Below are 24649 nucleotides of genomic sequence, written 5' to 3'. Positions count from 1 at the left end.
GGTTTTTTTTCATCTTGCGGGTCAATCGTCTTCCGGGTCATCCAACTCAACCGGCGTCTGGAACTCATCCGGCTTAATCACCAGCAGGTCGCAGCGCAGATGGTCGATCACCTGTTCGGCGGTATTGCCGAGGAACGCGGCTGAAATACCGGTGCGCCCGATGGTTCCCAGTACCACAATCCCCGCCTGAAGATGTTCCGCTAAATCCGGGATCACCTCTTCAGGCAGACCTTTTTCAACGTGCGTCATTTTCTCATCAATGCTGAATTTTTGGCGCAGCGCTTTCATCGCCAGCAGGTGCTGTCCGCGGATCGCGTCGTTATAGACGCTCGGGTCAAATTCAGGCAGCTCAATGGCAATGTTAATCGGCGTGACCGGATACGCGCCCACAAGATGCACTTCGGTGTGATTGACCTGTTCGGCAAGCTGGATGGTTTCCTTCACCAGCTTCTCGTTCAGCGAATTGTGGTAATCCTCTTCGCTCGCGAGGTTTACCGCCACGACGGCTTTCCCGCCCTCAGGCCACGGCTGGTCTTTTACCATCCAGACCGGACAAGGACATTTACGCAGCAGATGCCAGTCGGTAGGGGTGAAGATCACGGATTCCAGCTTGTCATGCTGGTGCGCCATTTTCAGCAGCAGGTCGTGCCCACCGGCGACAACTTCCTGGATAATGGCTTCGAAAGGTCGGTTGTGCCAGACCACTTTGATATCAATAGGAACACCCGCTTCCAGGTAATATTTCGCCTGTTCACGGATCCACGCGGTACGCTGGCCGATCACGCCCTGACGCATAGCGGTGCGCTCGTCAGGCGACAGAAGGGTGGTCATCTCATACGAGAAGTCATAGATCGGCAAAAACGCTTTGATTTTGCCACCAATCCGTTGATGTAAATACACAGCACGTCGTAATGCCGGCTGATCGTCCTGATTCGGATCGATAGCTACCAGCATGTTTTGATACTTGGCCATACAGGTCTCCTTACTACTGTCACCACAGTCTGTAATTAAAAGAGTAACCTATATATCCTGAATGAAACAGGGGGAAGGTTTTGTCAGATCAATAATTCATGCAAATTTCTCAAAGAAGCAGAACGGTCATCGTCACGGCGATAAACGCAATCAACAGCAGCACCATCACCGCTATCGCAAAGGTCGTTGAATCCTGCACATAGGTCTTTTCCTCTCCCTTCATAGGGCCGACAAGCATGATCCAGATGAATATGAAGGTGATTGAGGCAATAACGACTGAAACGAAAAATAAACTTTCTCTCAAATCATAACCTCAACGGGAACGTGCCAGGCGCAGACCGGGGAGTGGGAGCGGTTGAAAAGGACAATGTAAAATGCCAGTCCCGTCATCATGAAAATGTACGAAACTGGCATGAATCATTCGGGGATGTTATGCGACGTTGCGGGCGTGCCCGGCGAGAACCGCCAGCGCTTCACCGTTTTCGATGGTGATGTACTTACCCTTAACGGCCAGCATCCCGCTTTTCTGGAAACGACCCAGCAGGCGGCTGATGGTTTCTACGGTCAGGCCCAGGTAGTTACCGATATCGCCACGCGTCATCGTCAGACGGAATTCACGCGGGGAGAAACCACGCTCGGCGAAGCGGCGGGAGAGGTTGTAGATAAACGCAGCCAGGCGCTCTTCTGCATTCTTTTTGGAAAGCAGCAGGATCATGTCCTGATCGCCTTTGATCTCACCGCTCATCAGACGCATCATCTGCTGACGCAGGTTAGGCATCTTACCGGAGAGATCGTCCAGGGTTTCAAACGGGATTTCGCAAACCATTGAGGTTTCGAGCGCCTGAGCAAAGCTCGGGTGATGGCCCGTGCCGATAGCATCAAAGCCTACCAGGTCGCCCGCCAGATGGAAGCCGGTGATCTGCTCATCACCCTGTTCGGTGATGGTGTAGCTCTTGATGGTGCCAGAACGGATAGCATAGAGCGATTTCAGTTCGTCTCCCGCTTTAAACAGCGTCTGCCCTTTCTGAATAGGCTTTTTACGCTCGATGATATTATCAAGCTGATCGAGTTCATGCTCATTCAGGGTAAACGGGATACAGAGCTGGCTGATGCTGCAATCCTGGCAATGGATAGCACAACCGCCAGACTGAATGCGTCGTATAATTCGCTTTTCCGGGATCATAGGTTTGCTCAAGCCTTAATTGATATTGGTCAATTTTAACATCTTTTTGGTAAGTACGTAAGCCTGGCAAACCCTCAATAAGGACAAGTGGCGACATTGTGTCGCCATCTTCTTGAAATTCCACAAATTGCTTATGGATTTTTAGCCTAACCGGTAGAAAATTAAGCACAAAAAGCCTGGAAACTAGAGCAAAAGATACCCTTCATGGCGCAGTAGCCACTCTTTTCGCTGCACGCCACCGGCATAGCCCGTCATGGTGCCGTTGCGGCCAATCACGCGGTGGCAGGGAACCACAATGCTGACCGGGTTGGAGCCGTTTGCGGCACCCACTGCGCGCGCCGCGCCCGCACGACCTAACTGCTCTGCAAGCTGGCCGTAATGCATCACCTGTCCGCACGGAATCGACCGCAGGGCCTGCCACACTTCGCGCTGGAAAGGGGTGCCTGCCGTGGCGGTCGGCAGCGTGTCAATGATGCTGAGATCGCCCTCGAAGTACGCCGTAAGCCTGTCGCTCAGCCCACCCGGGTTGGTGGCGCTGATACGCTCAAAACCCTGCGCGCGATAATGAATGTTCAGCAGCTCTTCCATGCGGTCGCTGTGCTCTTCCCATTCGACGGCGCGCAGATTGAACGCCTCATCGGCGATAACCCACAGCGGCCCAAGCGGCGTCGCAATCTTATCTTCGAGTAATCTCAGCATCCTCATTCCTTTAGTTCAGCCTCGGGTAAATCCCCGGCCCAATCGGCAGGCCGACAAGATACCACGCCACCAGCATCACCAGCCATACCCCTAAAAAGATAAGCGGGTAGGGTAAAACCAGCGAATAGTAGGTACCCAGTTTGGCCTCCGGTTTATAGCGCTGGAGGAAGCCTAAAAACAGCGGAACAAACGGCGAAACCGGCGCCAGCGGAATGACCGAAGAGTCCGCGATGCGGAACAGGATTTGCGCAAAAGCCGGGTGGAAGCCCAGCATCATAAACATCGGTACGAAGATCGGGGCCAGAATCGACCAGATGGCGGAGCCGCTGGCGATAAACATGCACAGCAGGGATGACAGCAGCGCCAGGCCGACAAACGCCGGTACGCCGCTTAATCCGGCAGCCTCCAGCGCGTCGGTCAGGCCCACGGCCATAAACTTGCCCATGTTGCTCCAGTTAAACATCGCCACGAACTGCGCCAGGGGAAACACCATCACGATAAAGCCCGCCATCTCTTTCATCGGCTCAATCATCAGCTGCGGCAGATCGCCCTGACGGCGGATTTTGCCGGTGGCGATACCGTAGGCGAGCGAAACGACAAAGAAGAAGAGGATAATCAGCGGCACGATGCCCTGAATAAACGGCGACGGCAGGACGGTATGTTTAACCGGATCGCGCAATATGCCGTTTTCCGGCACCACCATCAGCGCCACCGCGGCGATAAACGCCAGCGAGACAATCCCCGCCACGCGCAGGCCGAAGCGCTGCGCATCGCTCAGCGTCTCCAGCTTTTCATCACTGCGGCCTTCCCATCTACCCAGCCGCGGCTCGATGATTTTATCGGTAATTAGCCCGCCAACAATCGTCAGGACAATCACCGAGCTGGCCATAAAGTACCAGTTGTCGATCACGCTGACGTGCATTGCCGCATCAATGGTCTTCGCCGCCTCCGTACTGATGCCCGAGAGCAGCACGTCGGTGGTCACGATCAGCAGATTGGCGGTAAAGCCGCAGCCCACGCCCGCAATCGCCGACAGCAGGCCCGCCACGGGATGGCGCCCGACGGCGAGGAAGATCAGCGCCCCCATCGGCGGCATGATCACCAGCGCGGCGTCGGAGGAGATATGGCTGAAGAAGGCGATAAACAGCACCATGTAGCTCGCGTACCGCGCGCTGACGTGAGAAGCCATCTTCACCATCAATGCGGGCAGCAGGCCAACGCGTTCAGCCAGACCGGCGCCCAGCACCAGCGCCAGAATGGCGCCGAGCGGGGCGAATCCACTGAAGTTTTTAATCACGTTGGGTAAAAACCAGTGCAGCCCTTCAACGCTGAGCAGGTTTTTCACCGCCACCAGGCTGCCGTCGGCCGGGCTGCGCACGCTGACGTCAAAGGCGGAGAGCACGGCGGTGGCGACCATCAAAATCACAATCAGATAGATAAAAAGCAGGAAAGGGTGCGGCACTTTATTGCCGATCCTTTCAACCCAGCCATAGAGCTTACCGGATGGGGAATGCGAAGGTATGGATGACATACTCATGGGCGTTCCTCGGGAGTGTTGTGTTGTTGTGTTATGTTTTTTTATTTTAAAGGTGACGGTGTCACGCCCCGTGGGATCGGGCACACGTACGGTTTTTCTTGTAATTGTTGTTCGAACTCTTCACGGCATTTGTTCAGCAGCGCTGCGTCCAGCAGCAGATTGAGCGCGGTCGCACCCATCACTTTTCCGGCCAGCAGCATGCCTTTGTGAGCAATGGAGGTACGCCCCTGGGACACCAGCTGCCAGGTGTGCAGCGGCGTGCCGACGGTAAAGCAGGGGCTGAAGCACTGGGCGACCGGCATTTTCCAGCTGACGTCGCCCACGTCCGTTGAGCCCGCCAGCACGTTGTCGGTAATAGCGTAGGGCGCGACTTCATCCACCAGCAGCGTCGCCTGATGACGACGGGCAAAGGCTTTACCCGCTTCGCCACCCGTGGCGGCAATATTTTTCAGGCTGTTTTGCAGATCGTTGGGCGTCAGCGTGGCGTGGATCTCGCGGGCAAACTCTCGCTCCTCGTCGGTCCACTCCGGCGTGCCGTAGTGCTGCAGGGCGCGATACATAGCCGCCTCAAGCGTGCGGTTCGGCAGGTAGCTGGAGCAGGCTTTATCAAAGCGGCATTCGACGGTGGTTTCGGTCATCAGCGCCGCGCCCTGGGCGATTTTCTCGATGCGCTCGTAGATCTGCTGCGCATCCGCCATCTCCGGGGCGCGGATCAGGTATAGCACCTCGGCCTGCGCCTGCACCACGTTGGGCGAAATCCCGCCGGTATCGGTAATGGCGTAATGGACGCGCGCTTTCTCGATAATGTGTTCGTTAAGGAAGTTGGTGCCGGTGGTCATCAGCGTCACGGCGTCCAGCGCGCTGCGTCCCAGGTGAGGGGAGTTGGCCGCGTGCGCCGCCACGCCGTGAAAACGCCAGGCGGCCTGAATATTCGCCAGCGTGCTGACGTTAAACATCCCGGCAAAGGCTTCCGGGTGCCAGGTGACGGCGGCATCGACGTCATCAAACAGCCCTTCGCGCACCATAAAGGTTTTCCCGGAGCCGCCTTCTTCGCCGGGACAGCCGTAAAAACGTACCGTTCCGCTGCCACCGTGCTGCTCCAGCCAGCTTTTCACCGCCACCGCGCCCGCAAGCGCCGCGGTGCCTAAGAGGTTATGCCCGCAGCCATGGCCGTTGGCTCCCGGCGTGGCGGTCTGCGCGGTCGCGCAGTGTGCCTGCTGGCTTAATCCGGCCAGCGCGTCGTACTCGCCCAGCAGGGCGATAACCGGTTTCCCGCTGCCGAAGCTGGCGATAAAGGCATTTGGGATACCGCCTGCCTCGCGGATCAGCGTGAAGCCTTCGCCTTCCAGCTCGCTGGCCAACCGTTCGGCGGACCAGAACTCTTCAAAGCGGGTTTCGGGACGATCCCAGATCGCATCGGCAATATCGGTTAACGTCCGACATCGCGTGTCGATCGCATCGGCAATAAAAGCGTAGTTCTCCTGCATTACACACCTCGCGTCCACGGGAAATTGAGCGCAGTTCGCGCCAGCGTTTCGATGGCGACAGGCATGACCTGCTCATCAAAGTCGAATTTTTCGTTGTGATGTCCGGCGCTCAACTCCGTGCCAAACACCATATAGGACGCCATGCCGCCGTTCTGCTGCACGCGGGCCATCATCAGCGTGGCGTCTTCGGAGCCTGCCGGGGCTTTCACCTTATCGATGGCATGGACAACCCCGGAAACCTGGCTCGCCTGCTCGCGCAGATAATCCACCCAGGCCGGCGTCGGTGCGCTGGAGGTGGCAGCCCCCATCAGGCGCATCTCGGCGTTCACGCCGTAGAGGGCCGCCGCGCCGGTAACCACTGCCTGCGCGCGTTCAAAGACGTACTGATTAATCACTTCGGTTTCGCCGCGGGTTTCAACTTTGATCAGAGCATTGGCGGGCACCACGTTGCGTCCGCTGCCCGCCTGCATCACGCCGACGTTTACCCGGGAGGCACCTTCGCTGTGCGGGGCGATGCTGTGCAGGGCGAGGGCGGCCTGCGCGGCGGCGAGCAGGGCGTTACGACCGTCCTCCGGCTTACCGCCCGCGTGTGCGGCCACGCCGGTAAAGTTCACGTCGAACTTGGTGGTGGCCATAAAGTTATCGCTGCCGCAGATCACCGTTCCGGCAGGCACGCCGGTACCAATATGGATGGCGGTGAAATAGTCCACGTCGTCCAGCGCCCCGGCGGCAACCATGGCGCGCGCGCCGCGCGTACCTTCTTCGGCGGGCTGGAAGATCAGCTTGATGGTGCCGTTCAGCCGGGCTTCATTCTGCTTAAGCACCTGCGCCAGCCCCAGACCAATGGTGGTGTGGCCGTCGTGCGCGCAGGCGTGCATCATTCCCGCGTTGCAGGAGGCAAACCCGTCGCGGGACGGGCGATGGCTGTCGTCGAGCGCTTCGCTTAAATCAAGGGCGTCCATGTCCACGCGAAACGCCAGGGTTGGGCCAGGGCGGCCGGTATTCAGGGTCGCCACAATGCCGGTAAAGCCGCCTTCAAACGGCGCCAGCCATTTCTCAGGCGCGCCCTGCGTCCGCGCGCGGGCAAACTCATGCGCCAGGGTAGCGGCATCGGGCAGCCCCATACGGCTTTCGGCATCGACCACGTCGCGCCCCATCGCCAGTTCGTAACCCAGCGAGTCCAGGATTTCCGCGACTTTCGCGGCGGTACGAAACTCTACCCAGCCGGATTCCGCGAAATGGTGAAAATCACGACGCCATGCGCTCAGTTGCGGGGTTAACGTCTGGATGTACTGCGCCAGTGTGTCCATATCTGTTCCTGTCATCATTAAAATATGTGAACTGCTTCACGCTGTGATAGTTTTTACTTATCACTAACCGATTTTTCACAGTTTTAACCGTTCAGGAATTACCCTCGCACATCCCTTTCCATTAAAGTAGATGACAGTTTCTTTACTCTGATAAACAACGGTTATCGATCGGGCTATGACATTCCAGATTAAATTTCATCAAATCCGGGCGTTTGTTGAAGTCGCGCGTCAGGGCAGCATTCGCGGTGCCAGCAGAACGCTGAATCTTTCGCAACCGGCGCTGACCAAATCCATCAAAGAACTGGAGGAGGGCATGGCGGCGCAGCTTTTCGTGCGCAGGAGTAAGGGCGTCGCGTTGACGGAATGCGGTGAGGGCTTTTACCAGCGCGCCCGGTTAATTCTGGAAGAGCTGCGCGCGGCGCAGGATGATATCCGTCAGCGGCAGGGCGAACTGGCCGGGCAGATCAACATCGGAATGGGGGCCAGCGTTTCACGCAGCCTGATGCCCGCCGTCATCACCCGTTTCCATGCGCAACATCCGCAGGTCAAGGTGCGAATTATGGAAGGGCAGCTGGTGTCGATGATCAATGAATTACGCCAGGGCGAGCTGGATTTCACCATCAATACTTATTATCAGGGGCCTTACGACCATGAGTTTACGTTTGAAAAGCTCTTTGAAAAACCGTTTGCGGTATTTTGTCGGGAAGGGCATCCGGCGACGGGGGCAACCTCTATTAATGAACTTCTGCATTATAACTGGACAATGCCGACGCCGCGGGGAAGTTATTATAAGCAATTGGAGGAGGTATTTAGCCACCGCTCGCAAATACCGCGAATTGGTGTCGTCTGCGAAACCTTTTCTTCCTGCATTAGCCTTGTCGCGCAAAGTGATTTTTTAAGCATATTGCCGCAGGAGTTGGGCTGTGACCCTCTGCTGGCGCACCGTCTGGTCATGCTGCCGGTCGTTGAGTCGCTTCCTAAAGCAACCTATTATTTAATTCAGCGCCGTGATTCACGTCAGACGCCCCTTGCCGAATCATTAATTACGCAATTCAGAAGGGAAGCGAGAAAAATAGTCGTCGCGTGAAGTGCATAATATAAAAAAACAGGATCTGCCCGACATCAGACAGACCCTATAGTACACACAGCAGTACATCCTTTCGCCAGTCCTGAGTATTATATCCATGAGGCAGGTATATTTAGGTATAACATCTTTTCTGAAAAATGAAAGGCAGGCGAGTGATTGATTTTATAAAAATTTAACGCAAATCACTCATTTTAACTTTACTGAAGTTTTAGTTAAGTCCGCTTTAACTATTTTTAATAATGGCTATATATATTCACCAGGATAATATGTATCTCTCCCCCCGCATTCTGCAGGGGTGATTGAGGCGCCTGTCTGGTGCAGGTATAGTACAAGCCCAGATGTAGCCGGAGGATTTCCATGAACCCTGACGACAAATCCCTTTTTCTTGACGCCATGGAAGATGTTCAGCCCCTGAAGCGCTGCACGGATATCCACTGGCAGCAAAGCCGTAATTCACGGGCTCGCCAGGACATTGATACCGAACAGCTCGACAACTTTCTGACGCTGGGTTTTCTGGAATTGCTGCCGCTCGAAGAGCCGCTGATGTTCCAGCGCGAAGGGGTTCAGCAGGGCGTTATCGATAAGCTGCGTTCCGGTAAATATACCCGCCAGGCAAGCTTAACCCTCTTACGTCAGCCCGCCGAACGCTGCCGCCAGATGCTGTATTCTTTTATCCGGCAGGCGAGTCGTGACGGGCTGCGCAACCTGATTATCGTGCACGGCAAAGGGCGTGAGCTGAAGTCGCACCCTAACGTGGTGCGCAGCTATCTGGCGCGTTGGTTGACGGAGTTCGAGGAAGTGCAGGCATTTTGTGTCGCGCTGCCGCACCATGGCGGCAGCGGGGCTTGCTATGTTTCGCTGCGAAAATCCGACGAAGCGAAACAGGAGACCTGGGAGCGGCACGCCAAGCGCAGCCGCTAGCGGTACGGCCTAGAACGTTTCCCAGTGATTGTCGCCCGACGCGCTGGCCGTTGCCGGACGCAGCAGCTGCGGCGTTTTCACATTTTTGGGGCGCGGCGCGGCACTTTCCTGCACGTTCAGGCGAAATGCAGCCACGGCCTGACGCAATTGCTCGGACTGGTCTTCCAGGGCCGCTGCGGCCGTGGCGGATTCCTGCACCAGCGCGGCGTTTTGCTGCGTTACGCTGTCCATCTGCGATACGGCCAGGCTCACCTGCTCAATCCCGCGGCTCTGCTCGTCAGAGGCTGATGAAATCTCACCCATAATATCGGTGACGCGGGTGACCGCGGCGACGATCTCTTTCATCGTTGCACCAGCCTCGCTCACCTGTTCAGAGCCGGTGTTGACCCGGCTGACGGAATTCTCAATCAGCCCTTTGATCTCCTTCGCCGCCTGGGCGCTGCGGCTCGCCAGCGTACGGACTTCACCGGCAACAACCGCAAAGCCACGGCCCTGTTCCCCGGCGCGAGCGGCTTCCACCGCCGCGTTAAGCGCCAGAATGTTCGTCTGGAAGGCGATGCTGTCAATTACGCCGGTGATGTGCGCGATTTGCTGCGAACTGTCGGCAATTTCGGTCATCGTGCGAACTACGTTATCCACGACGTGACCACCGCGTGCGGCCGTTTCAGAGGCATTTTTCGCCAGCAGCGTAGCCTGACGCGCGTTATCGGAGTTCTGTTTAACCGTTGCGGTCAGCTCTTCCATACTGGCGGCCGTCTCTTCCAGCGAGGCCGCCTGCTGTTCGGTACGGGCCGAGAGGTCGTTGCTCCCGGCGGCAATTTCACCCGCGCCGGTATAGATCGAATCCGTGCTCCCGCGTACGGCACTGACCGTGTTAACCAGCGACTGCTGCATCTCATGCAGGCCAGCCGCCAGCTGTCCCATCTCATTGCGGCCAGAGATATCGACGTTTTGCGTCAGATCGCCGCCCGCGATGGTGCGGATGTGGTTCATGATGGTTTTGAGCGGTTTCAGCAGCAGGTGCTGTAAACCCTGCCAGATCACGACCAGCACGGCGATCACGGCCAGGAAAATCCCTGCCAGCGTCCACTGCATCTGCGTAAAGCTGCTCTGGTTTTCCTGTGTCGCCGCTTTAAGCAGGGTGTTGTTTTCGGCACGCCAGCGGTTATAGACCGCCTCCATCCCGTCCTGCGCCTGCTGGGCATCCAGGTCACCGTAAGCCTGGTAGTTGTCGGCGCGCAGATACTCAATCGACAGACGCATCACCTCGTGCATTTGATTCCAGGATTTCTGCATCTCTTCGGTTAACGCCGCGTTTTGGCCATTCACCTGCGGCATTTTCTGCCACTCTTTGTTATAGGCTTCGGCTTTCGCCAGTGAGTCATTGGCGGTGCCTAACAGCTTGTTGATCGCCGCGAGGGACGCAGGATCGCGCTGGTTTTTCAGGTAACGGATCGCCACGCGGGTGACGGTAACGCGCGTTTTTATCAGCGTATTGACGCTGTCGCTCAGGCTCTCCTGTTGGGCATTGAGCACCCCGGAGTTCTGGAAGTTATGGCGATCGTTGCTGACGGCAGAGTAGAACAACCCTCCCGTGACAACTTGCAGCAGACAGAATATGGTGAGGGCAAAGATAATACCGGTAATTACGTGCAGATTTTTCAGCATAGCGGTCGTCCGTTAGAGAGATGCAGAGGTACATCAATACTATCGTCGTATAGAATTTAAACTTTAATTTAACTCGTGCTTAACTTAGGGCTCCGATCGGAAACCTGTTGTAAATCCGGATCATTTTATGAGGAAGGTCAACATGAGCAGCATTGATAAAAGCGGAACGTACGCGCTCGGCACGCGAACGGTTAAACGACTGGGCTATGGCGCGATGCAGCTTGCCGGGCCGGGCGTATTTGGCCCACCGAAGGATAAGCAGGCCGCGCTGGAGGTGCTCCGCGAAGCGGTGGCCGCGGGTGTGAATCATATCGATACCAGCGATTTTTACGGCCCGCACGTGACTAACCAGCTAATCCGCGAGGCGCTTCATCCTTATCGGGACGATCTGACCATCGTGACCAAAATCGGCGCCCGCCGTGACGACAAAGGTGCCTGGCTCCCGGCCTTTTCCGCGCAGGAACTGACTCAGGCGGTGCATGATAATCTGCGCAACCTGCAGCTGGACGTACTGGATGTGGTCAATCTGCGGATTATGTTTAGCGCCCACGGTCCTGCGGAAGGATCGATCGCTGAACCGTTGTCCACGCTGGCGGAGCTACAGCAGCAGGGGCTGGTTCGCCATATTGGATTGAGCAACGTCACTGCCTCTCAGGTCGCCGAGGCGCAGAAGATGGTGCCCGTGGTGTGCGTGCAGAACATGTACAACATTGTGAATCGCGGTGATGATTCGCTGGTGGATACGCTTGCGCAGCAGGGGATTGCCTGGGTGCCATTCTTCCCGCTGGGCGGTTTCACGCCGCTGCAATCTTCCGGGCTGCAGACGGTTGCGGATGCGCTGGGCGCAACGGCAATGCAGGTTGCGCTGGCGTGGCTGTTGCAACGTTCCCCGAACATCCTGCTGATCCCCGGAACCTCCTCCGTGGCGCATCTCCAGCAAAACCTTGCCGCCGGGGATCTGGTGTTACCGCCGGACGCGCTGGACACGCTGAATTCACTGGTGGATTAAGCGAAAACAGAATACCGCCTGCCAGATGAAGCCCTGGCTTAGTCTGCTGCAGGCGTCATCGGGTTATTCTGCCGATGAAGCGCTAATGCTTCCGCCACAATCTCTTGCTTACTTTTGCGGGTTTCATAGGCGGTGGTTCTGATGTACTCCATCAGGTCGGGATCGATGCGGGCGCTCAACATCCTGAGATCGGCCTCCTTTGCTAAACCGCGAGCAACGCGCTTGTCGGGATAATCACGGGCTGGCATAGAAAACGTCCTCCAAAAAGTCTTGTTAATTTGTGCTGTAAAATATGCATTAGTCTAAATTTAAAGTCAATCATTAGTGCTTTTATAGTGATTGGTTTAGTTTAACCATCTCAATAAGTCATAAGTAAGTCATTATTTTAAAGATAACATGGTTATTTTTATTATTGTCGACCATGCTATTTATAATCATAACCCTGTAGGGTAGACACGTTGATGCGTAACACTTTTGTGCCTGTCGCAGCAGCAGTAGCCATTTTTATTGCGGGTATTTTTATCCTCAATATTCAACTCTGGTATTCAGCACGGGCCGACAGTCAGTCGGGAGCCCGATATGCTGTAAGTGATATCAATGACATTCTTGACGAGGCGCGCGTTGCCGCCCGAACGGCGACGGAAATTATCGTCAGGGGGTGCGATGCAGAAGGCCAGTACCAGCTGGGTACGGAGGCCGCTCTTCAGCCACATCTCAGAACCATCGTCGTCATCAGGCAGGGGCAGCCCTGGTGTTCCTCTCTGCCGGGAAATCGCGTGTTATTGCGGCATGTTAATACATTACCCGATACTCCCTTATTTCTTGTTCCGGCAAGCGATACGGTAAACGGGCAGCCGGTGTTGCTCTTCCAGACCCGGTTTGCGGAAAACCGTATTATCGTGACGATCAGCGATCGCCATATCCGGGATGCGTTAAGCACGCCGTTAAAGCACGTGAACTATTCATTAGCGGTGGGCGTGAGCGCAATTGACGCCTCTGGCGCACTGCACGTTATACCTCCCGGCGAACGTCTGGCCAGACAGGTTCACTCTGAACAATACGCCTATAGCATCCGATACAACCCTGCGCCTTTTTTTAGCCTGAAAAGACTTCTTATCCAGGGGGGCGGCATACTCCTTTTCTTACTGCTGGTTGCCGGTATTGCGGCTTATGTTCTGTATAAATACCTGAACAAACACACGCTTCCTGAAGAATCACTACGCGGTGCGATTGCGAAGAGAGAAATCATTCCGTTTTACCAGCCGGTGGTTAACGGCAGGGAGGGCACATTGCGGGGCGTGGAGGTTCTGGCAAGATGGAAACACCCCAAAGCGGGGTATATTTCCCCCGGCGCATTTATTCCGATTGCTGAAAAATCGGGGCTGATTGTTTCCCTCACGCAAAGCCTGATGGCGCAGGTGGTGACGCAAATGAATGCCATCTCCAGCAAGCTTCCGGAAGGTTTTCATGTCGGGATTAACTTCAGCGCTTCCCATATCGCGATGCCTGGCTTCGTGGACGAATGCCTGAAATATAAAAATAGCTTCGTCAGAAAGGATTTAAACCATGTGATTGAGGTGACAGAGCGAGAGCCGCTGGATATTGATGAACGCCTTGTGCAGACCCTGAACGTGCTCCATGAAAATGGTTTTGCCATTGCCCTGGATGACTTTGGTACCGGCTATTCCGGGCTCTCTTATCTGCACGATCTGCATATCGATTACATTAAGATTGACCACAGCTTCGTCAGCAGAGTCAATGAACACGAGGATTCCACCCGGATCCTCGATTGCGTATTGGATTTGGCGCGTAAGCTCTCCATCAGCATTGTGGCGGAAGGCGTTGAGACGAAGGCGCAGTTAGACTATCTCAACCGAAATGACATCGTATACCAGCAGGGATACTACTTCTTTAAACCGGTCGCCTTCACCGGGCTTATCCATATTTTGCTGTCTAAACCCAGAGTGAAGGTCGTGGTGGATTGATTTGTACAGGCTATGGCTAAATTAAATCCGCTCAAACTTCAACGCGTTTGGGTTCGCCTCCGGAAATCATCTTGATCCTTGTCCATAATCCGTAATACTGTATTTATATACAGTATCTGGCGAGAAAGGCATTATGGACACTCTCTTTTCTTATCACCCAAAACAAGTCATTGAATTACCGTTATTTTTAGAGCGCGTCGCCTGTGGTTTCCCGAGCCCGGCGCAGGATTACGTGGAGGATCGTCTCGATCTTAACCGGCTGGCAGTGAGACACCCCAGTGCGACCTATTTTATCAAGGTGAGCGGAGACTCCATGATTGGCGCGGGGATTAGCGACGGCGATCTGCTGGTGGTGGATCGGTCGTTAAATGCCGAACATGGGGATATCGTCGTGGCATCGGTCGCCGGTGAGTTTACGGTGAAAGAGCTACAGACCCGCCCGGTTCTGAGGCTATTGCCACATAATGTCCGCTATCAGCCGATCGCCTTTCAGTCCGAAGAGGAGCTGCAGATCTTCGGCGTCGTCACCCATACGCTTAAAACGCATAAACATGTTCGCGCTGGTTGATGTGAACAGCTTCTATGCCTCCTGCGAGCGGGTATTCCGCCCCGATCTGGTGGGGAAGCCCATCGTGGTGGTGTCCAATAACGACGGCTGCATAATTTCACTCTCGCGGGAGGCAAAGCAGTTCGGCATAAAAATGGGTGAGCCCTATTTTAAATTCAAAGAGAAGCGGTTTCCGGAACGGGTTTACGTCTTTAGCTCGAACTATGCGCTGTATGCCGATCTCAGCAGTCGGGTGATGCAGACGCTGACCGATCTCGCCCCGGCCATAGAAATTTACTCGATCGATGAGGCGTTCGTGAACGTTTCAGGGATCGGTAACTGCCTTGCGCTGGAAACGTTCGGTCACCAGATGCGCACGCAGGTCTTTAAAAATACCGGCTTAACCGTTGGCGTCGGTATTGCCCCGACAAAAACGCTGGCGAAGCTGGCCAACTATGCGGCGAAACGCTGGGCCAGCACCGGCGGCGTGGTCGATCTCTCAGGCCGCGAGCGGCAGCGTAAACTGCTGGCAAAGGTTCCGGTAGAGGAGGTATGGGGCGTAGGGCGGCGCATCACGAAAAAACTGAACGCGATGGGGATTACCACAGCGCTGGAGCTGGCGGAGGCCTCCTCGTGGGTCATTCGCAAACATTTTAACGTGGTGCTGGAGCGTACGGCGCGCGAGCTTCGCGGTGAGCCCTGTCTTGACCTGGAAGAGTTTGCCCCCACGAAGCAGCAAATCATCTGTAGCCGTTCGTTTGGTCATCGCATTACGCAATATGAAGAGATGCATCAGGCGATTTGCGCCTACGCGGAGCGCGCTGCAGAGAAACTGCGCGGCGAGCATCAATACTGTCGTTTTATCAGCGTGTTTGTGCGCACCAGCCCGCATGCGGACAACGAAGTTTATTACGGCAATCAGGCTTCGGTCACCCTGATGACGCCCACCAATGACTCGCGGGATATCATCCGCGCCGCCACGGAGGCGCTGGGGCGGATATGGCTCGACGGGTATCGCTATATGAAGGCCGGGGTCATGCTGGCGGACTTTTTCAGCAGCGGCGTCGCCCAGCTTAACCTGTTTGACGATAATCGCCTGCGCGCTAACAGCGCGGCGCTGATGGAGATGATCGACAGCGTAAATCACTCCGGCAAAGGGAAGATATGGTTCGCCGGGCAGGGGATTGAGAAACCATGGGCGATGAAGCGGGAAATGTTGTCACCGGCCTATACGACGCGATACGCGGATTTACCGGTGGCGAGGTAGAAGCTAACTATGTGTGACAAAGAACCGCAGACGGTTTGCGGACGCTGCTCCTGTGCAGCGCCCATAGCATCAGGGTTAAGGGCTTACTCAACCGTTAACGCATCGACAACCTCGGCCACGCTTTTCACGCTGCGGATATTCCCGATCCCCGTGCCGAGCGCGATATAGCCTTCATCGGTGTTATCTTCCAGCATGCCCAGGCGCAGGCCCCGTAATCCGCCCATCGCCTTGCCCAGCGCTTCGTTGCTTGCGCCTGCTTTGTCCATCGCCGCCAGTTTTTCCGCCAGCTTGCCGGGAAGAGAGCGGTAGTAATGGGGCACGGTGCGGAAAAGCAGCAAATCGAGGCCGTTGGCGGCAACAATTTTCTCTTTCACGCTCTGCGGCACGCGGCTTTCTTCCGTGCTGATAAAGACCGAGCCGGCAAACACGCCTTCCGCACCCAATGCATGCGCCGCTCTGGCGGTGCGATTATCGGTAATACCGCCCGCGGCCATCACCGGGACGTGCTTCACGGCATCGGCAATCAGCGGCACGATGGAAAAGGTGCCCAGCGCCGTTGCGGGTAAGGTACCGCCCTCATCGAAACCGGTGGCGACGATAATGTCTGCCCCCAGATCTTCTGCGAGGCGGGTGTTCTCCGGCGTTGGATTGATGTCGCGGTAGATAATGGCGATACCTGCCTCTTTTAACTCGCTGAACAGCGCGGGAATAATGCTGCCTTCTCCATAGCCCGTATACACCGCAACCCTGACGCCTTCTTCTTTCACCACCTGCAGGATCGGCCCTGTCCAGACGTCATTAACGGCTGTGGGGATCAGGTTCACGCCAAAGGGTTTCTCCGTCAGCCGTTTGGTTTTACGAATCTCCTCGCGCATTTTTTCGGCGGTCTCTTCTGGTGTGGAAACCGCGGTGTCGGCGGTTAAACCGGCATTGGGTCCCAGCACGCCGAGCCCGCCGGCGTTGCTGACCGCGGCAACTAAACGGGCATCAGTGAGCCAGGATAACGGCCCCTGAATAACAGGTTTTTCGATACCCAGGATCTGACAGATACGGTTATTTTTCATAGCAGACTGTTCCTCTTGTTTGAATGGAGGAGAGTGTAGGGTGAAGGATTGTTAGGAAAAATAGCCAAAAAAATTCATCACTGTTATAAGATTAATAACAATGCGTTTATCCTGCTCGCGGCAAGAACATCCTGTATGAACATAAACCTCTTTGAATCTATCCGAATTTTTATTGAAATTGTCGAGTCGGGAAGCTTGTCGAGGGCTGCGGAAAATCTGCAGATCCATCGCCCCGCGGTCACCAAAGCGTTACAGCTTCTGGAGCAGCACAGCGGCACGCGTTTGCTGCAGCGAACAACGCGTCGAATTAGCCTGACGCCGGATGGCGATGCGTTTTATCGCCGGAGTAAACCCCTGCTGGCGCAGGCGGACGAATTGCTGGAGTCGTTTGGTACTGACCGGGCAATACACGGTCAGCTGCGTGTGGACATGCCCATCGCTTTTGCGACGCTGCGGGTGATACCGAACCTGCCTGATTTTTATCGGCAGCATCCTGAGATTGACATCATTCTGAGCAGCTCCGATCGCCGCCGGGATATGCTCCGGGACGGCCTGGACTGCGTGCTGCGGGTGGGCGAACTGGACGATGGGGACTATATCGCGAGAAAAGTGGGGGACATCAAAATTACGACCTGCGCCAGCCCGTCCTGGCTGGCACAACACGGCACGCCAGAAACGCTGGATGATTTACGCCAACATCAGGCCATCAACTGGGTGAATAACAACAGCAGACAAATCCATCCGTGGACGTTTACGACGCCGGAGGGCATCGCGGAGATTAAACTTCCCGGTAAGCTTGTCGTGGACAACTCTGAAGCCTACATCGCGGCAGGTCTGGCCGGGCTGGGGTTAATGCAGGGGATGAATCTTTTTCTCCAGCCTTACATTGACCGCGGCCTTCTGGTTGAGGTTCTACCAAAGCATCGTTCCCCGGACCGCAAACTGTCGCTTCTCTACCCACACCGTCATCTCTCCCGCAAGGTGCGGGTCTTTACCGAGTGGCTGGAGAGTCTGGTGTAGCGGGGGCGTGCAGCAGGCCCCGAAGGATTACTTCTTCTTATCCATCATCGCTTTTAAATCGGCAAACGGGTTAAACGTGGCGACGCCCACGTCTTTTTGCGCGTCTTCCCCGGCGACCACGGTGGTGCCGTACCGATCCGCTTCGGTGTATTTTGAGTGCTCATGGTCATGGCAAAACAGGCACAACAGCTCCCAGTTGCTGCCATCTTCCGGGTTATTCGTATGGTCGTGATCGATATGGTGAACCGTCAGTTCACGCAGGTTGGAATAGACAAACTCCCGCGAGCAGCGTCCGCAGACCCATGGGTAGATTTTTAAAGCTTTTTCGCGATAGCCGCTTTCCAGCCGCGCGTAGTTTTTGGGGATCAAAGCCATTGCCGGTTTTACCTGCCATGAAAAGAGAGGGAAATATTATATCCCATTATGGCGCGTAATGACGCACTGCTCAATTCTGTCAATTTATTTGAATCACTCCGTTAAATAAACGCCATTTATTCTCACCCGGTAATGCGTAAAGTAGGTACAACGCAAAGCATTATCAGGACACAGAGTCATGAAAAAGATCGGGTTTTTATCCTTTGGTCACTGGACGCCGTCGCCGCAGTCCGGTACGCGCTCGGCGGCAGACACGCTGCTGCAGTCTATCGATTTGGCCGTGGCGGCCGAAGAGCTGGGTGCAGACGGTGCCTATTTCCGCGTGCACCACTTTGCCCGCCAGCTGAGCTCGCCGTTCCCCTTACTGGCGGCGATAGGTGCAAAAGCCAAACGTATTGAAATCGGTACGGGCGTGATCGACATGCGCTATGAAAACCCGATGTATATGGCGGAGGACGCGGGGGCAGCGGATCTCATTTCCGGCGGTCGTTTACAGCTTGGCATCAGCCGCGGTTCCCCGGAGCAGGTCATTGATGGCTGGCGTCATTTTGGCTATGTCCCACAGGAAGGGGAAAACGAATCGGATATGGCGCGCCGTCATACCGAAGTGCTGCTTGAGGTGCTGCGCGGAGAAGGATTTGCAAAACCGAATCCGCAGCCAATGTTCCCGAACCCGCCAGGGTTACTGCGTCTGGAACCGCATTCCGAAGGCTTACGGGACCGCATCTGGTGGGGCGCGGGGTCGAATGCGACCGCGGTATGGGCCGCTAACCTCGGAATGAATTTGCAAAGCTCGACGCTGAAAGACGATGAAACCGGCGAGCCGTTTCATATTCAGCAGGCAAAACAGATCCGCGCGTACCGGAAGGCCTGGGCCGACGCGGGGCATACCCGTCAGCCGCGCGTGTCCGTCAGCCGCAGCATTTTTGCCCTGATGGATGACCGCGACCGGATGTATTTCGGTTCAAGCCGCAATGAGAGCGATAGTGTCGGTTATCTTGATGAGAAAACGCGCGCTATTTTTGGTCGCAGCTATGCCGCAGAGCCTGACGTGCTGATCGAACAGTTGAAAAAGGATGAGGCCATCGCCGAGGCGGATACGCTCTTGCTGACCGTGCCGAACCAGCTGGGCGTGGACTATAACGCGCACGTTATTGAGTCCATTCTGAAGCATGTCGCACCGGAAATGGGCTGGCGATGATGTCCCGTGCACTCTGGAGCGCCGATTCGGCGATCCAGAGTCCGGTGCAGGGCGCTAGCGATGGTCCATATCGCTTAGCAGCACGGCGATGCTTTGCCCGCCCGCCGTTTGCTCCAGGCCAATCTTCACGATGATCGTCAGCGGAACAGAAAGCAGCATACCCACGGGACCCAGCAGCCAGCCCCAGAATATCAGGGACAGGAACACCACCAGCGTGGAAAGCCCCAGCCCGCGGCCCATCATGCGTGGCTCAAGAATGTTCCCGAACACCAGGTTGATTGCCAGATAACCCGCTAACAGAACCAGCGCATCATAAAGCCCACTGAACACCAGCGCCTGAAGAATAGGGGGGATCGCCGCCAGCACGGAACCGATGTTAGGAATGTAGTTGAGGGCAAAGGCCAGCAATCCCCAGACGAAAGCGAAGCGGACATCCAGCGCGACGAGCATCCCCCAGACCACCAGGCCAGTCACCAGGCTGATGGCGGTTTTCAGCACCAGATAGCGTGAAACGCTGTCCAGCGCGCGCTGAATCGCCCCCATACCTTCTACCGGACGAACCATGATTTGCTGCAGCTTTGCGGGCAGTTGCGGCACTTCCAGCAGCATAAACACGACCGTCAAAAACAGCAGGAAAATGGATGTCATAGCGTTAGAGAGCTGCGCCAGCAGGCTGGTAACGAGGGTCATGGCGGCATTCGGATCGATATACTTCAGCAGTTCCTCAACCGAGACCTCAATACCTGCCCGCTGCAGCCAGGGCTCGAGTTGCAGGAGCGGGATCGCCAGCGAAGAACGGTATTTTGGTAGCGTACGTGCCAGCTCGTTCAACGATGTCCCGAGATAGGCCACCAGTAGCACCATGATAACGATGATAATGCTGATGAGCAGCGTGATCGCCAGCACGCGGGGAACGCGTAGCCGCACCAGGCGCTGTACCAGCGGGTTCAGGATCACCGCAATAAAAAGCGCCAGAATAAATGGCACAATGATGTCGGCTGCAAAACGAACGCCGGTCAATATGATGACCAGCATGCCCAGCATAATGACAATCTTCAGCCCGTTCAGGGTAATGATGGGTTTAGCCATGGAAGTTCCTGAATAATGTTTTATTTATAATAGATGCATTATCCGAGTAAAAAAACTAACCAAAATCAAACGGAATGGGTAAAGAAATGAAAAGACTTTGAGTAAAACCCTGGCTTATGGTACAAATCTAGCGTGTTCAACTACCGAGGACAATTTTCATCCGCAAAGACGAGAAGCAACAACGCGGATAATTGTAATTTTATGGACAATTTGTTCAGGACGTATTTTTCAACAAACACCGCTGTATTCTCCACTTCCTTCTGCCTTCTGTCTGGTGAGCAACACTGGCGCAACGCGCTGTAGTCACGTCTTCTGCCTGAGCTGGCGCCCTGCGCTTAGCTGTCTGATCTCATTTAATATTTTTTGGTTTGCTGTCCAACGCGAGCCACGATGGATTATATTCTCAAGCAGGAGAAGAACATGTTTTACTGGATTTTATTAGCCCTGGCTATTATCGCTGAAATTACCGGCACCCTGTCGATGAAATGGGCAAGCGTGAGCGATGGTAATACCGGTTTTATTTTAATGCTGGTGATGATTACCCTTTCCTATATTTTCCTCTCATTTGCGGTAAAAAAAATCGCGCTGGGTGTCGCGTATGCCCTGTGGGAAGGTATCGGTATTTTATTGATCACGCTGTTCAGCGTCATGATATTTGACGAAACCTTGTCGACAATGAAAATTGCCGGATTAACCACGCTGGTGGTAGGGATCGTGCTGATTAAATCGGGTACGCGTAAACCGACGAAACAGCAGAAGGAGCAGGCTCATGCAGCAGTTTGAATGGATCCACGCGGCCTGGCTGGCGCTGGCCATCGTGCTGGAAATCGTGGCTAACGTCTTTTTGAAATTCTCTGACGGTTTTCGCCGTAAGTTTTATGGACTGATGTCGATTGCCGCCGTTCTGGGGGCATTTAGCGCCCTGTCGCAGGCGGTGAAAGGGATCGATCTTTCTGTGGCCTATGCGCTGTGGGGCGGCTTCGGTATCGCCGCCACCCTGGCAGCAGGCTGGATCCTGTTCGGTCAGCGTTTGAATCACAAAGGCTGGATCGGCCTGATTCTGCTGCTCGCAGGCATGATTATGATAAAACTCGCCTGATGTCAGTTTCGACATCCTCTTCAGGCAGCGATATTCGCTGCCTTTTTTATTGCTGCGCGAGCGCCTCCAGCTTGTCGCGAAAACCGGTAACCGACAGGGCACGGTTATCGGCGCGCCATCTGTCTTTAGCGGATGGCGCGGAGCTTTGAACACCAATCAACTGCCAGCCATTCTCGGTTTTCAACATCAGCGGAGACCCGCTGTCACCCGGTAGCGTATCGCACTGATGCGAGAGCACGCTGTTTTGCGCCCAGCCGGTGACCGTGCAGTCAGTGTGGGTGTAAAGCGAATCAAGATGATCGACCGGGTAGCCGGATTGCGTGACTTTTCGGTCGACAGCTTTCAGTGCCGCCGTCAGCGCGGCTTTGTCACCGTCGAATAAGGGCAGGGGTGTGATACCCGATGGCGGATAACGCAGAACAATCAGCCCAAAATCCCAGGATGCGGCGGCAGGGGGCACAATCCAGCCCTCACCATCCGGTTTTAAGCGTTTACCCAGAGAGGGATCAACCCGTCCTTCAATGCCGTGGATCTCATAGCGCCAGACGCCTTTTTGCGACACAAAGCGCAGGGCGATAGCTTTATCCGGTTTACCGGCTGGCGGCATGAGAAGGCAATGACCGGCCGTCAGTGCCAGTTGAGGCGTAATTAATGTTGCGGTACATAAGTTACCGCTGGCCGTTTCCAGTTGTCCTATGGCATCCCAGGGGGCCTGCGTTGGATCGGTAACCCGCGTGCGGTCATCGTGACCAAAAAAAAGGGTCTTGACCTCTTTGGCGCTGATAGCGTCTTCATCACCATCGTCCGCATGTAAGAATCCTGAAAAAAGACCAAACGTTCCCAGTAACAACACAACAGATTTACGCATATCACACTCTGGTGGGGTAATTATGATTATTAAAAGTGAACCCTATGAAAATACTATAGACGGGACGGCGCGAAAGTGGGAGTAAAATCAGCGTGCTACAATCAGGAAAGATAAAACTGGCTTGCGATGAGCGCGCATAAAATAAGCAAGATAAGAATGAGCTCAAACCGATAGCGCCGCAGCATACGCCCTCCGGATAAAAAAACGGCGCGGAACTGGTCGGTTCAGCGCCGGTTTACCAACGTGCCCCGAAGGGCACGGTTTAGCTTGTACGCTTACGCAGCTGGCTGTGCAGCTGGTTTAGCAGCTTCGTGTTTTACTGCTTTTTTGTGATGCTTTTTAGCAGCCTGCGCTTTCTGCTCTACAGCAGGTTTGGTCGCTTTTTTGTGGTGCTTTTTAGCGGCCTGGGCTTTCTGCTCTGCAGCAGGTTTTGCTGCTTTGTGATGTTTCTTATGGTGAACCGCTTTGGCTGGCGCAGCGTTGGTGGTTGCAGCTGGAGCCGCAGCAGGTGTTGCGGTCGCGGTAGTTTCAGCAGCAAATGCAGCAGAAGACAGACCCATAGCAGCGGCAACAACCAGAGCTAATACTTTTTTCATTTTCATACCCTCGAATTTGGTTTTTCATTTAACCCCACTGCGGGGCCGTTGAAAGAACTATATCCCTGTAAACTCGAGGTTTCCGTGAGTGATTGGTATCGGCGTGTAACCGTTTGTACAACGCCGGGATTGCCCCGGCGGTGTCGATTACAAATAGCGTGACGTCAGATGTTCGCGGAAGTAGCGGATATTCAGATCGTCCCCCGTCGCCTGGGTAATCAGCTGAGAGGTGCTAAACCGGCTGCCGTGCTGCCAGACGTTCTGGCGCAGCCAGTCGAACAGCGCTGAGAAATCGCCGTCAGCAATAGACGCCTGCAGACCCGGAAGCGCCGTTTTCGCGGCGTGGAAGAGCTGCGCGGCGTACATCGCACCCAGCGTGTACGACGGGAAGTAACCAAAGCCGCCGTCGGTCCAGTGGATATCCTGCATACAGCCGTTGCGGTAGTTATCTTTGGTCGACAGCCCAAGCCAGGCCTGCATTTTCTCATCCCACAGCGCCGGAATGTCGTCCACCTCAATGTCGCCGTTGATCAACGCGCGTTCAATTTCATAGCGCAGCACCACGTGCGCCGGGTAGCTCACTTCGTCCGCATCAACGCGGATATAGCCCGGCTTCACGCGCTGGTTCCAGGCGATAAAGTTCTCTTCGCTGAACGCGGCCTGGCTGCCAAAGCGGGCGTGAACGGCAGGCAGCAGATGCTTCAGGAAGGCCTCGCTACGCCCGAGCTGCATCTCAAAGAACAGGCTCTGAGATTCGTGGATTGCCGTTGAGCGCGCCAGCGCCACGGGCTGTCCGGCCCAGGCGCGCGGCAGGTTTTGTTCGTAGCGCGCATGTCCGGTTTCGTGGATCACGCCAAACAGCGCGCTCAGCAGCTCGTCCTCGTCGTAGCGCGTGGTGATACGCACGTCTTCCGGCACGCCGCCGCAGAACGGGTGGGCGCTGACGTCCAGACGACCGCCGTTAAAATCGAAGCCGAGCATCTTCATGGCTTCCAGACCCAGCTCACGCTGCGTCGCGGTCGGGAAAGGGCCCTGCGGCGGAACGAACGACCGCTGAGCCTGTTTTTCCACGACGTTTGCCAGGAGGTCCGGCAGCCAGGATTTCATGTCGCCGAACAGCACGTCCAGACGCGCGCTGGTCATGTCTGGTTCAAAAATATCGAGCAGCGCGTCGTAGGGCGAACAGCCTTTGGCGTCGGCGCGCAGGCGAGCCTCTTCGCGGCTCAGTTTCACCACCTCTTTCAGGTTGGCGGAAAACCCCTGCCAGTCGTTGGCGGGACGCTGGGTACGCCACGCGTGCTCGCATTTGCTGCCCGCCAGCGATTTGGCTTCCACCAGCGATTCGGGCAGCAATGTTGCTTGTTGATAATGACGCGTCATTTCACGCAGGTTGGCCTGTTCGACGTCGTTCAGATCTTCACCCGCTGCTGCCGCTAACAGGTCGCCCACTTTTTTATCGGTCAGGATCTGGTGCTGCAGGACGCTCATCTCCGCCAGCGCTTCACCGCGCGCGGCGCTGCCGCCCGGCGGCATCATGGTGAACATATCCCAGCTGGCGATGGCGGAGAGATGGGAGAAGCGGGAGAGACGCTGGAAGGTGCGGGTGAGTTGCTGGTAGTTATTGTTTTTCATGAAGTCCTCGTGTCTGAATCAGCCGATGACAAA

General features: G+C 55.5%; 26 protein-coding genes. 11 read left to right on the top strand and 15 right to left on the bottom strand.

Annotation, left to right across the window (positions count from 1 at the left end; genetic code table 11):
- Window positions 1-21: 21 nt before the first annotated feature.
- The 6 genes from uspE to KK102_RS02635 all read right to left on the bottom strand — a co-directional run bounded on the left by uspE (window position 22) and on the right by KK102_RS02635 (window position 7188).
- Window positions 22-972 carry a universal stress protein UspE gene (uspE, locus tag KK102_RS02665; RefSeq protein WP_010430440.1) on the bottom strand — a complete coding sequence of 317 codons (951 nt, stop codon included), beginning with the start codon at window positions 970-972 and terminating at the stop codon, window positions 22-24.
- Window positions 973-1402: 430 nt separating this feature from the next.
- The gene (gene fnr, locus KK102_RS02655) at window positions 1403-2155 is read right to left on the bottom strand and encodes a fumarate/nitrate reduction transcriptional regulator Fnr (protein WP_006174991.1); all 753 of its coding nucleotides are present in this window, start codon (window positions 2153-2155) and stop codon (window positions 1403-1405) included.
- 183 nt (window positions 2156-2338) lie between these two features.
- Window positions 2339-2854: a methylated-DNA--[protein]-cysteine S-methyltransferase gene (ogt, locus tag KK102_RS02650; protein WP_216356899.1), complete on the bottom strand. Its 516-nt coding sequence runs from the start codon at window positions 2852-2854 to the stop codon at window positions 2339-2341.
- Between the two features lie 10 nt (window positions 2855-2864).
- Entirely contained in the window at window positions 2865-4391 is a 1527-nt protein-coding gene (gene abgT / locus KK102_RS02645) for a p-aminobenzoyl-glutamate transporter (protein ID WP_126544493.1), read from the bottom strand.
- A gap of 41 nt (window positions 4392-4432) precedes the next feature.
- Window positions 4433-5878: a M20 family metallopeptidase gene (locus KK102_RS02640; RefSeq protein ID WP_216356898.1), complete on the bottom strand. Its 1446-nt coding sequence runs from the start codon at window positions 5876-5878 to the stop codon at window positions 4433-4435.
- A complete protein-coding gene (locus KK102_RS02635) occupies window positions 5878-7188 on the bottom strand; it encodes a M20 family metallo-hydrolase (RefSeq protein WP_216356897.1) in 1311 nt (436 codons plus the stop codon). Before KK102_RS02635 ends, KK102_RS02640 begins: the two co-directional genes overlap by 1 nt.
- Before the next feature lie 175 nt (window positions 7189-7363).
- Between KK102_RS02635 and KK102_RS02630 the strand changes: the two genes are divergently transcribed.
- Both KK102_RS02630 and smrA read left to right on the top strand, forming a co-directional pair.
- A complete protein-coding gene (locus tag KK102_RS02630) occupies window positions 7364-8275 on the top strand; it encodes a LysR family transcriptional regulator (RefSeq protein ID WP_010430458.1) in 912 nt (303 codons plus the stop codon).
- A 357-nt stretch (window positions 8276-8632) separates the two neighbouring features.
- A complete protein-coding gene (smrA, locus tag KK102_RS02625) occupies window positions 8633-9196 on the top strand; it encodes a DNA endonuclease SmrA (protein WP_126544497.1) in 564 nt (187 codons plus the stop codon).
- A 9-nt stretch (window positions 9197-9205) separates the two neighbouring features.
- Here smrA and tcp read toward each other — a convergent pair whose 3' ends face one another.
- Window positions 9206-10864: a methyl-accepting chemotaxis citrate transducer gene (gene tcp / locus KK102_RS02620; protein ID WP_126544498.1), complete on the bottom strand. Its 1659-nt coding sequence runs from the start codon at window positions 10862-10864 to the stop codon at window positions 9206-9208.
- A gap of 142 nt (window positions 10865-11006) precedes the next feature.
- Between tcp and KK102_RS02615 the strand changes: the two genes are divergently transcribed.
- Window positions 11007-11873 carry an aldo/keto reductase family oxidoreductase gene (locus KK102_RS02615; RefSeq protein WP_120158790.1) on the top strand — a complete coding sequence of 289 codons (867 nt, stop codon included), beginning with the start codon at window positions 11007-11009 and terminating at the stop codon, window positions 11871-11873.
- A gap of 38 nt (window positions 11874-11911) precedes the next feature.
- Here the strand turns inward: KK102_RS02615 and KK102_RS02610 are convergent, their stop codons facing one another.
- A complete protein-coding gene (locus tag KK102_RS02610; protein ID WP_029485054.1) occupies window positions 11912-12121 on the bottom strand; it encodes a hypothetical protein in 210 nt (69 codons plus the stop codon).
- Window positions 12122-12334: 213 nt separating this feature from the next.
- Between KK102_RS02610 and KK102_RS02605 the strand changes: the two genes are divergently transcribed.
- The 3 genes from KK102_RS02605 (at window position 12335) to umuC (ending at window position 15672) form a co-directional block, all read left to right on the top strand.
- Window positions 12335-13858 (top strand): EAL domain-containing protein, encoded by a 1524-nt coding sequence (locus tag KK102_RS02605; RefSeq protein ID WP_216356896.1) that lies wholly within the window; start codon window positions 12335-12337, stop codon window positions 13856-13858.
- A gap of 133 nt (window positions 13859-13991) precedes the next feature.
- Window positions 13992-14426 (top strand): translesion error-prone DNA polymerase V autoproteolytic subunit, encoded by a 435-nt coding sequence (gene umuD, locus KK102_RS02600; protein WP_010430481.1) that lies wholly within the window; start codon window positions 13992-13994, stop codon window positions 14424-14426.
- Window positions 14410-15672: a translesion error-prone DNA polymerase V subunit UmuC gene (gene umuC / locus KK102_RS02595; protein ID WP_216356895.1), complete on the top strand. Its 1263-nt coding sequence runs from the start codon at window positions 14410-14412 to the stop codon at window positions 15670-15672. The genes umuD and umuC overlap by 17 nt, the downstream gene beginning before the upstream one ends.
- 83 nt (window positions 15673-15755) lie before the next feature.
- Here umuC and KK102_RS02590 read toward each other — a convergent pair whose 3' ends face one another.
- Window positions 15756-16736, bottom strand: coding sequence for an NAD(P)H-dependent flavin oxidoreductase (locus KK102_RS02590; RefSeq protein WP_216356894.1), 981 nt, complete (start codon window positions 16734-16736; stop codon window positions 15756-15758).
- A 135-nt stretch (window positions 16737-16871) separates the two neighbouring features.
- On the opposite strand from KK102_RS02590, the gene KK102_RS02585 reads away from it, so the two are divergent.
- A complete protein-coding gene (locus tag KK102_RS02585; protein ID WP_126544503.1) occupies window positions 16872-17756 on the top strand; it encodes a LysR family transcriptional regulator in 885 nt (294 codons plus the stop codon).
- Between the two features lie 27 nt (window positions 17757-17783).
- Here KK102_RS02585 and yajD read toward each other — a convergent pair whose 3' ends face one another.
- The gene (gene yajD, locus KK102_RS02580) at window positions 17784-18131 is read right to left on the bottom strand and encodes an HNH nuclease YajD (RefSeq protein ID WP_023617218.1); all 348 of its coding nucleotides are present in this window, start codon (window positions 18129-18131) and stop codon (window positions 17784-17786) included.
- A 178-nt stretch (window positions 18132-18309) separates the two neighbouring features.
- Between yajD and KK102_RS02575 the strand changes: the two genes are divergently transcribed.
- A complete protein-coding gene (locus KK102_RS02575) occupies window positions 18310-19332 on the top strand; it encodes an LLM class flavin-dependent oxidoreductase (RefSeq protein WP_216356893.1) in 1023 nt (340 codons plus the stop codon).
- 54 nt (window positions 19333-19386) lie between these two features.
- Here KK102_RS02575 and KK102_RS02570 read toward each other — a convergent pair whose 3' ends face one another.
- Window positions 19387-20421, bottom strand: coding sequence for an AI-2E family transporter (locus KK102_RS02570; protein WP_126544506.1), 1035 nt, complete (start codon window positions 20419-20421; stop codon window positions 19387-19389).
- 132 nt (window positions 20422-20553) lie between these two features.
- Between KK102_RS02570 and KK102_RS22345 the strand changes: the two genes are divergently transcribed.
- From KK102_RS22345 to mdtI, 3 genes are all read left to right on the top strand, one after another.
- A complete protein-coding gene (locus tag KK102_RS22345; protein WP_085928911.1) occupies window positions 20554-20724 on the top strand; it encodes a protein YdgV in 171 nt (56 codons plus the stop codon).
- Between the two features lie 117 nt (window positions 20725-20841).
- The gene (gene mdtJ, locus KK102_RS02565; RefSeq protein ID WP_010430538.1) at window positions 20842-21204 is read left to right on the top strand and encodes a multidrug/spermidine efflux SMR transporter subunit MdtJ; all 363 of its coding nucleotides are present in this window, start codon (window positions 20842-20844) and stop codon (window positions 21202-21204) included.
- Window positions 21191-21520 (top strand): multidrug/spermidine efflux SMR transporter subunit MdtI, encoded by a 330-nt coding sequence (gene mdtI / locus KK102_RS02560; RefSeq protein WP_216356892.1) that lies wholly within the window; start codon window positions 21191-21193, stop codon window positions 21518-21520. The genes mdtJ and mdtI overlap by 14 nt, the downstream gene beginning before the upstream one ends.
- Window positions 21521-21566: 46 nt before the next feature.
- Here the strand turns inward: mdtI and KK102_RS02555 are convergent, their stop codons facing one another.
- The 4 genes from KK102_RS02555 to KK102_RS02545 all read right to left on the bottom strand — a co-directional run bounded on the left by KK102_RS02555 (window position 21567) and on the right by KK102_RS02545 (window position 24616).
- Entirely contained in the window at window positions 21567-22388 is an 822-nt protein-coding gene (locus tag KK102_RS02555; protein WP_010430540.1) for a trypsin-like serine peptidase, read from the bottom strand.
- Window positions 22389-22489: 101 nt separating this feature from the next.
- On the bottom strand, window positions 22490-22573 hold the full coding sequence (gene ydgU / locus KK102_RS22440; RefSeq protein ID WP_020688251.1) for a small membrane protein YdgU: 84 nt from the start codon (window positions 22571-22573) through the stop codon (window positions 22490-22492).
- A 90-nt stretch (window positions 22574-22663) separates the two neighbouring features.
- Window positions 22664-22984, bottom strand: a complete 321-nt coding sequence (gene asr, locus KK102_RS02550) for an acid resistance repetitive basic protein Asr (protein ID WP_216356891.1) — start codon at window positions 22982-22984, stop codon at window positions 22664-22666.
- Between the two features lie 147 nt (window positions 22985-23131).
- Window positions 23132-24616: a carboxypeptidase M32 gene (locus tag KK102_RS02545; RefSeq protein WP_216356890.1), complete on the bottom strand. Its 1485-nt coding sequence runs from the start codon at window positions 24614-24616 to the stop codon at window positions 23132-23134.
- Between the last annotated feature and the right edge of the window lie 33 nt (window positions 24617-24649).

The sequence above is a fragment of the Enterobacter quasimori genome, from assembly GCF_018597345.1.
GTDB classification, from domain to species: Bacteria; Pseudomonadota; Gammaproteobacteria; order Enterobacterales; family Enterobacteriaceae; genus Enterobacter; species Enterobacter mori.
Note: the sequence above shows the minus strand (reverse complement) of the source record. Positions and strands in the feature narration are given on the sequence as shown.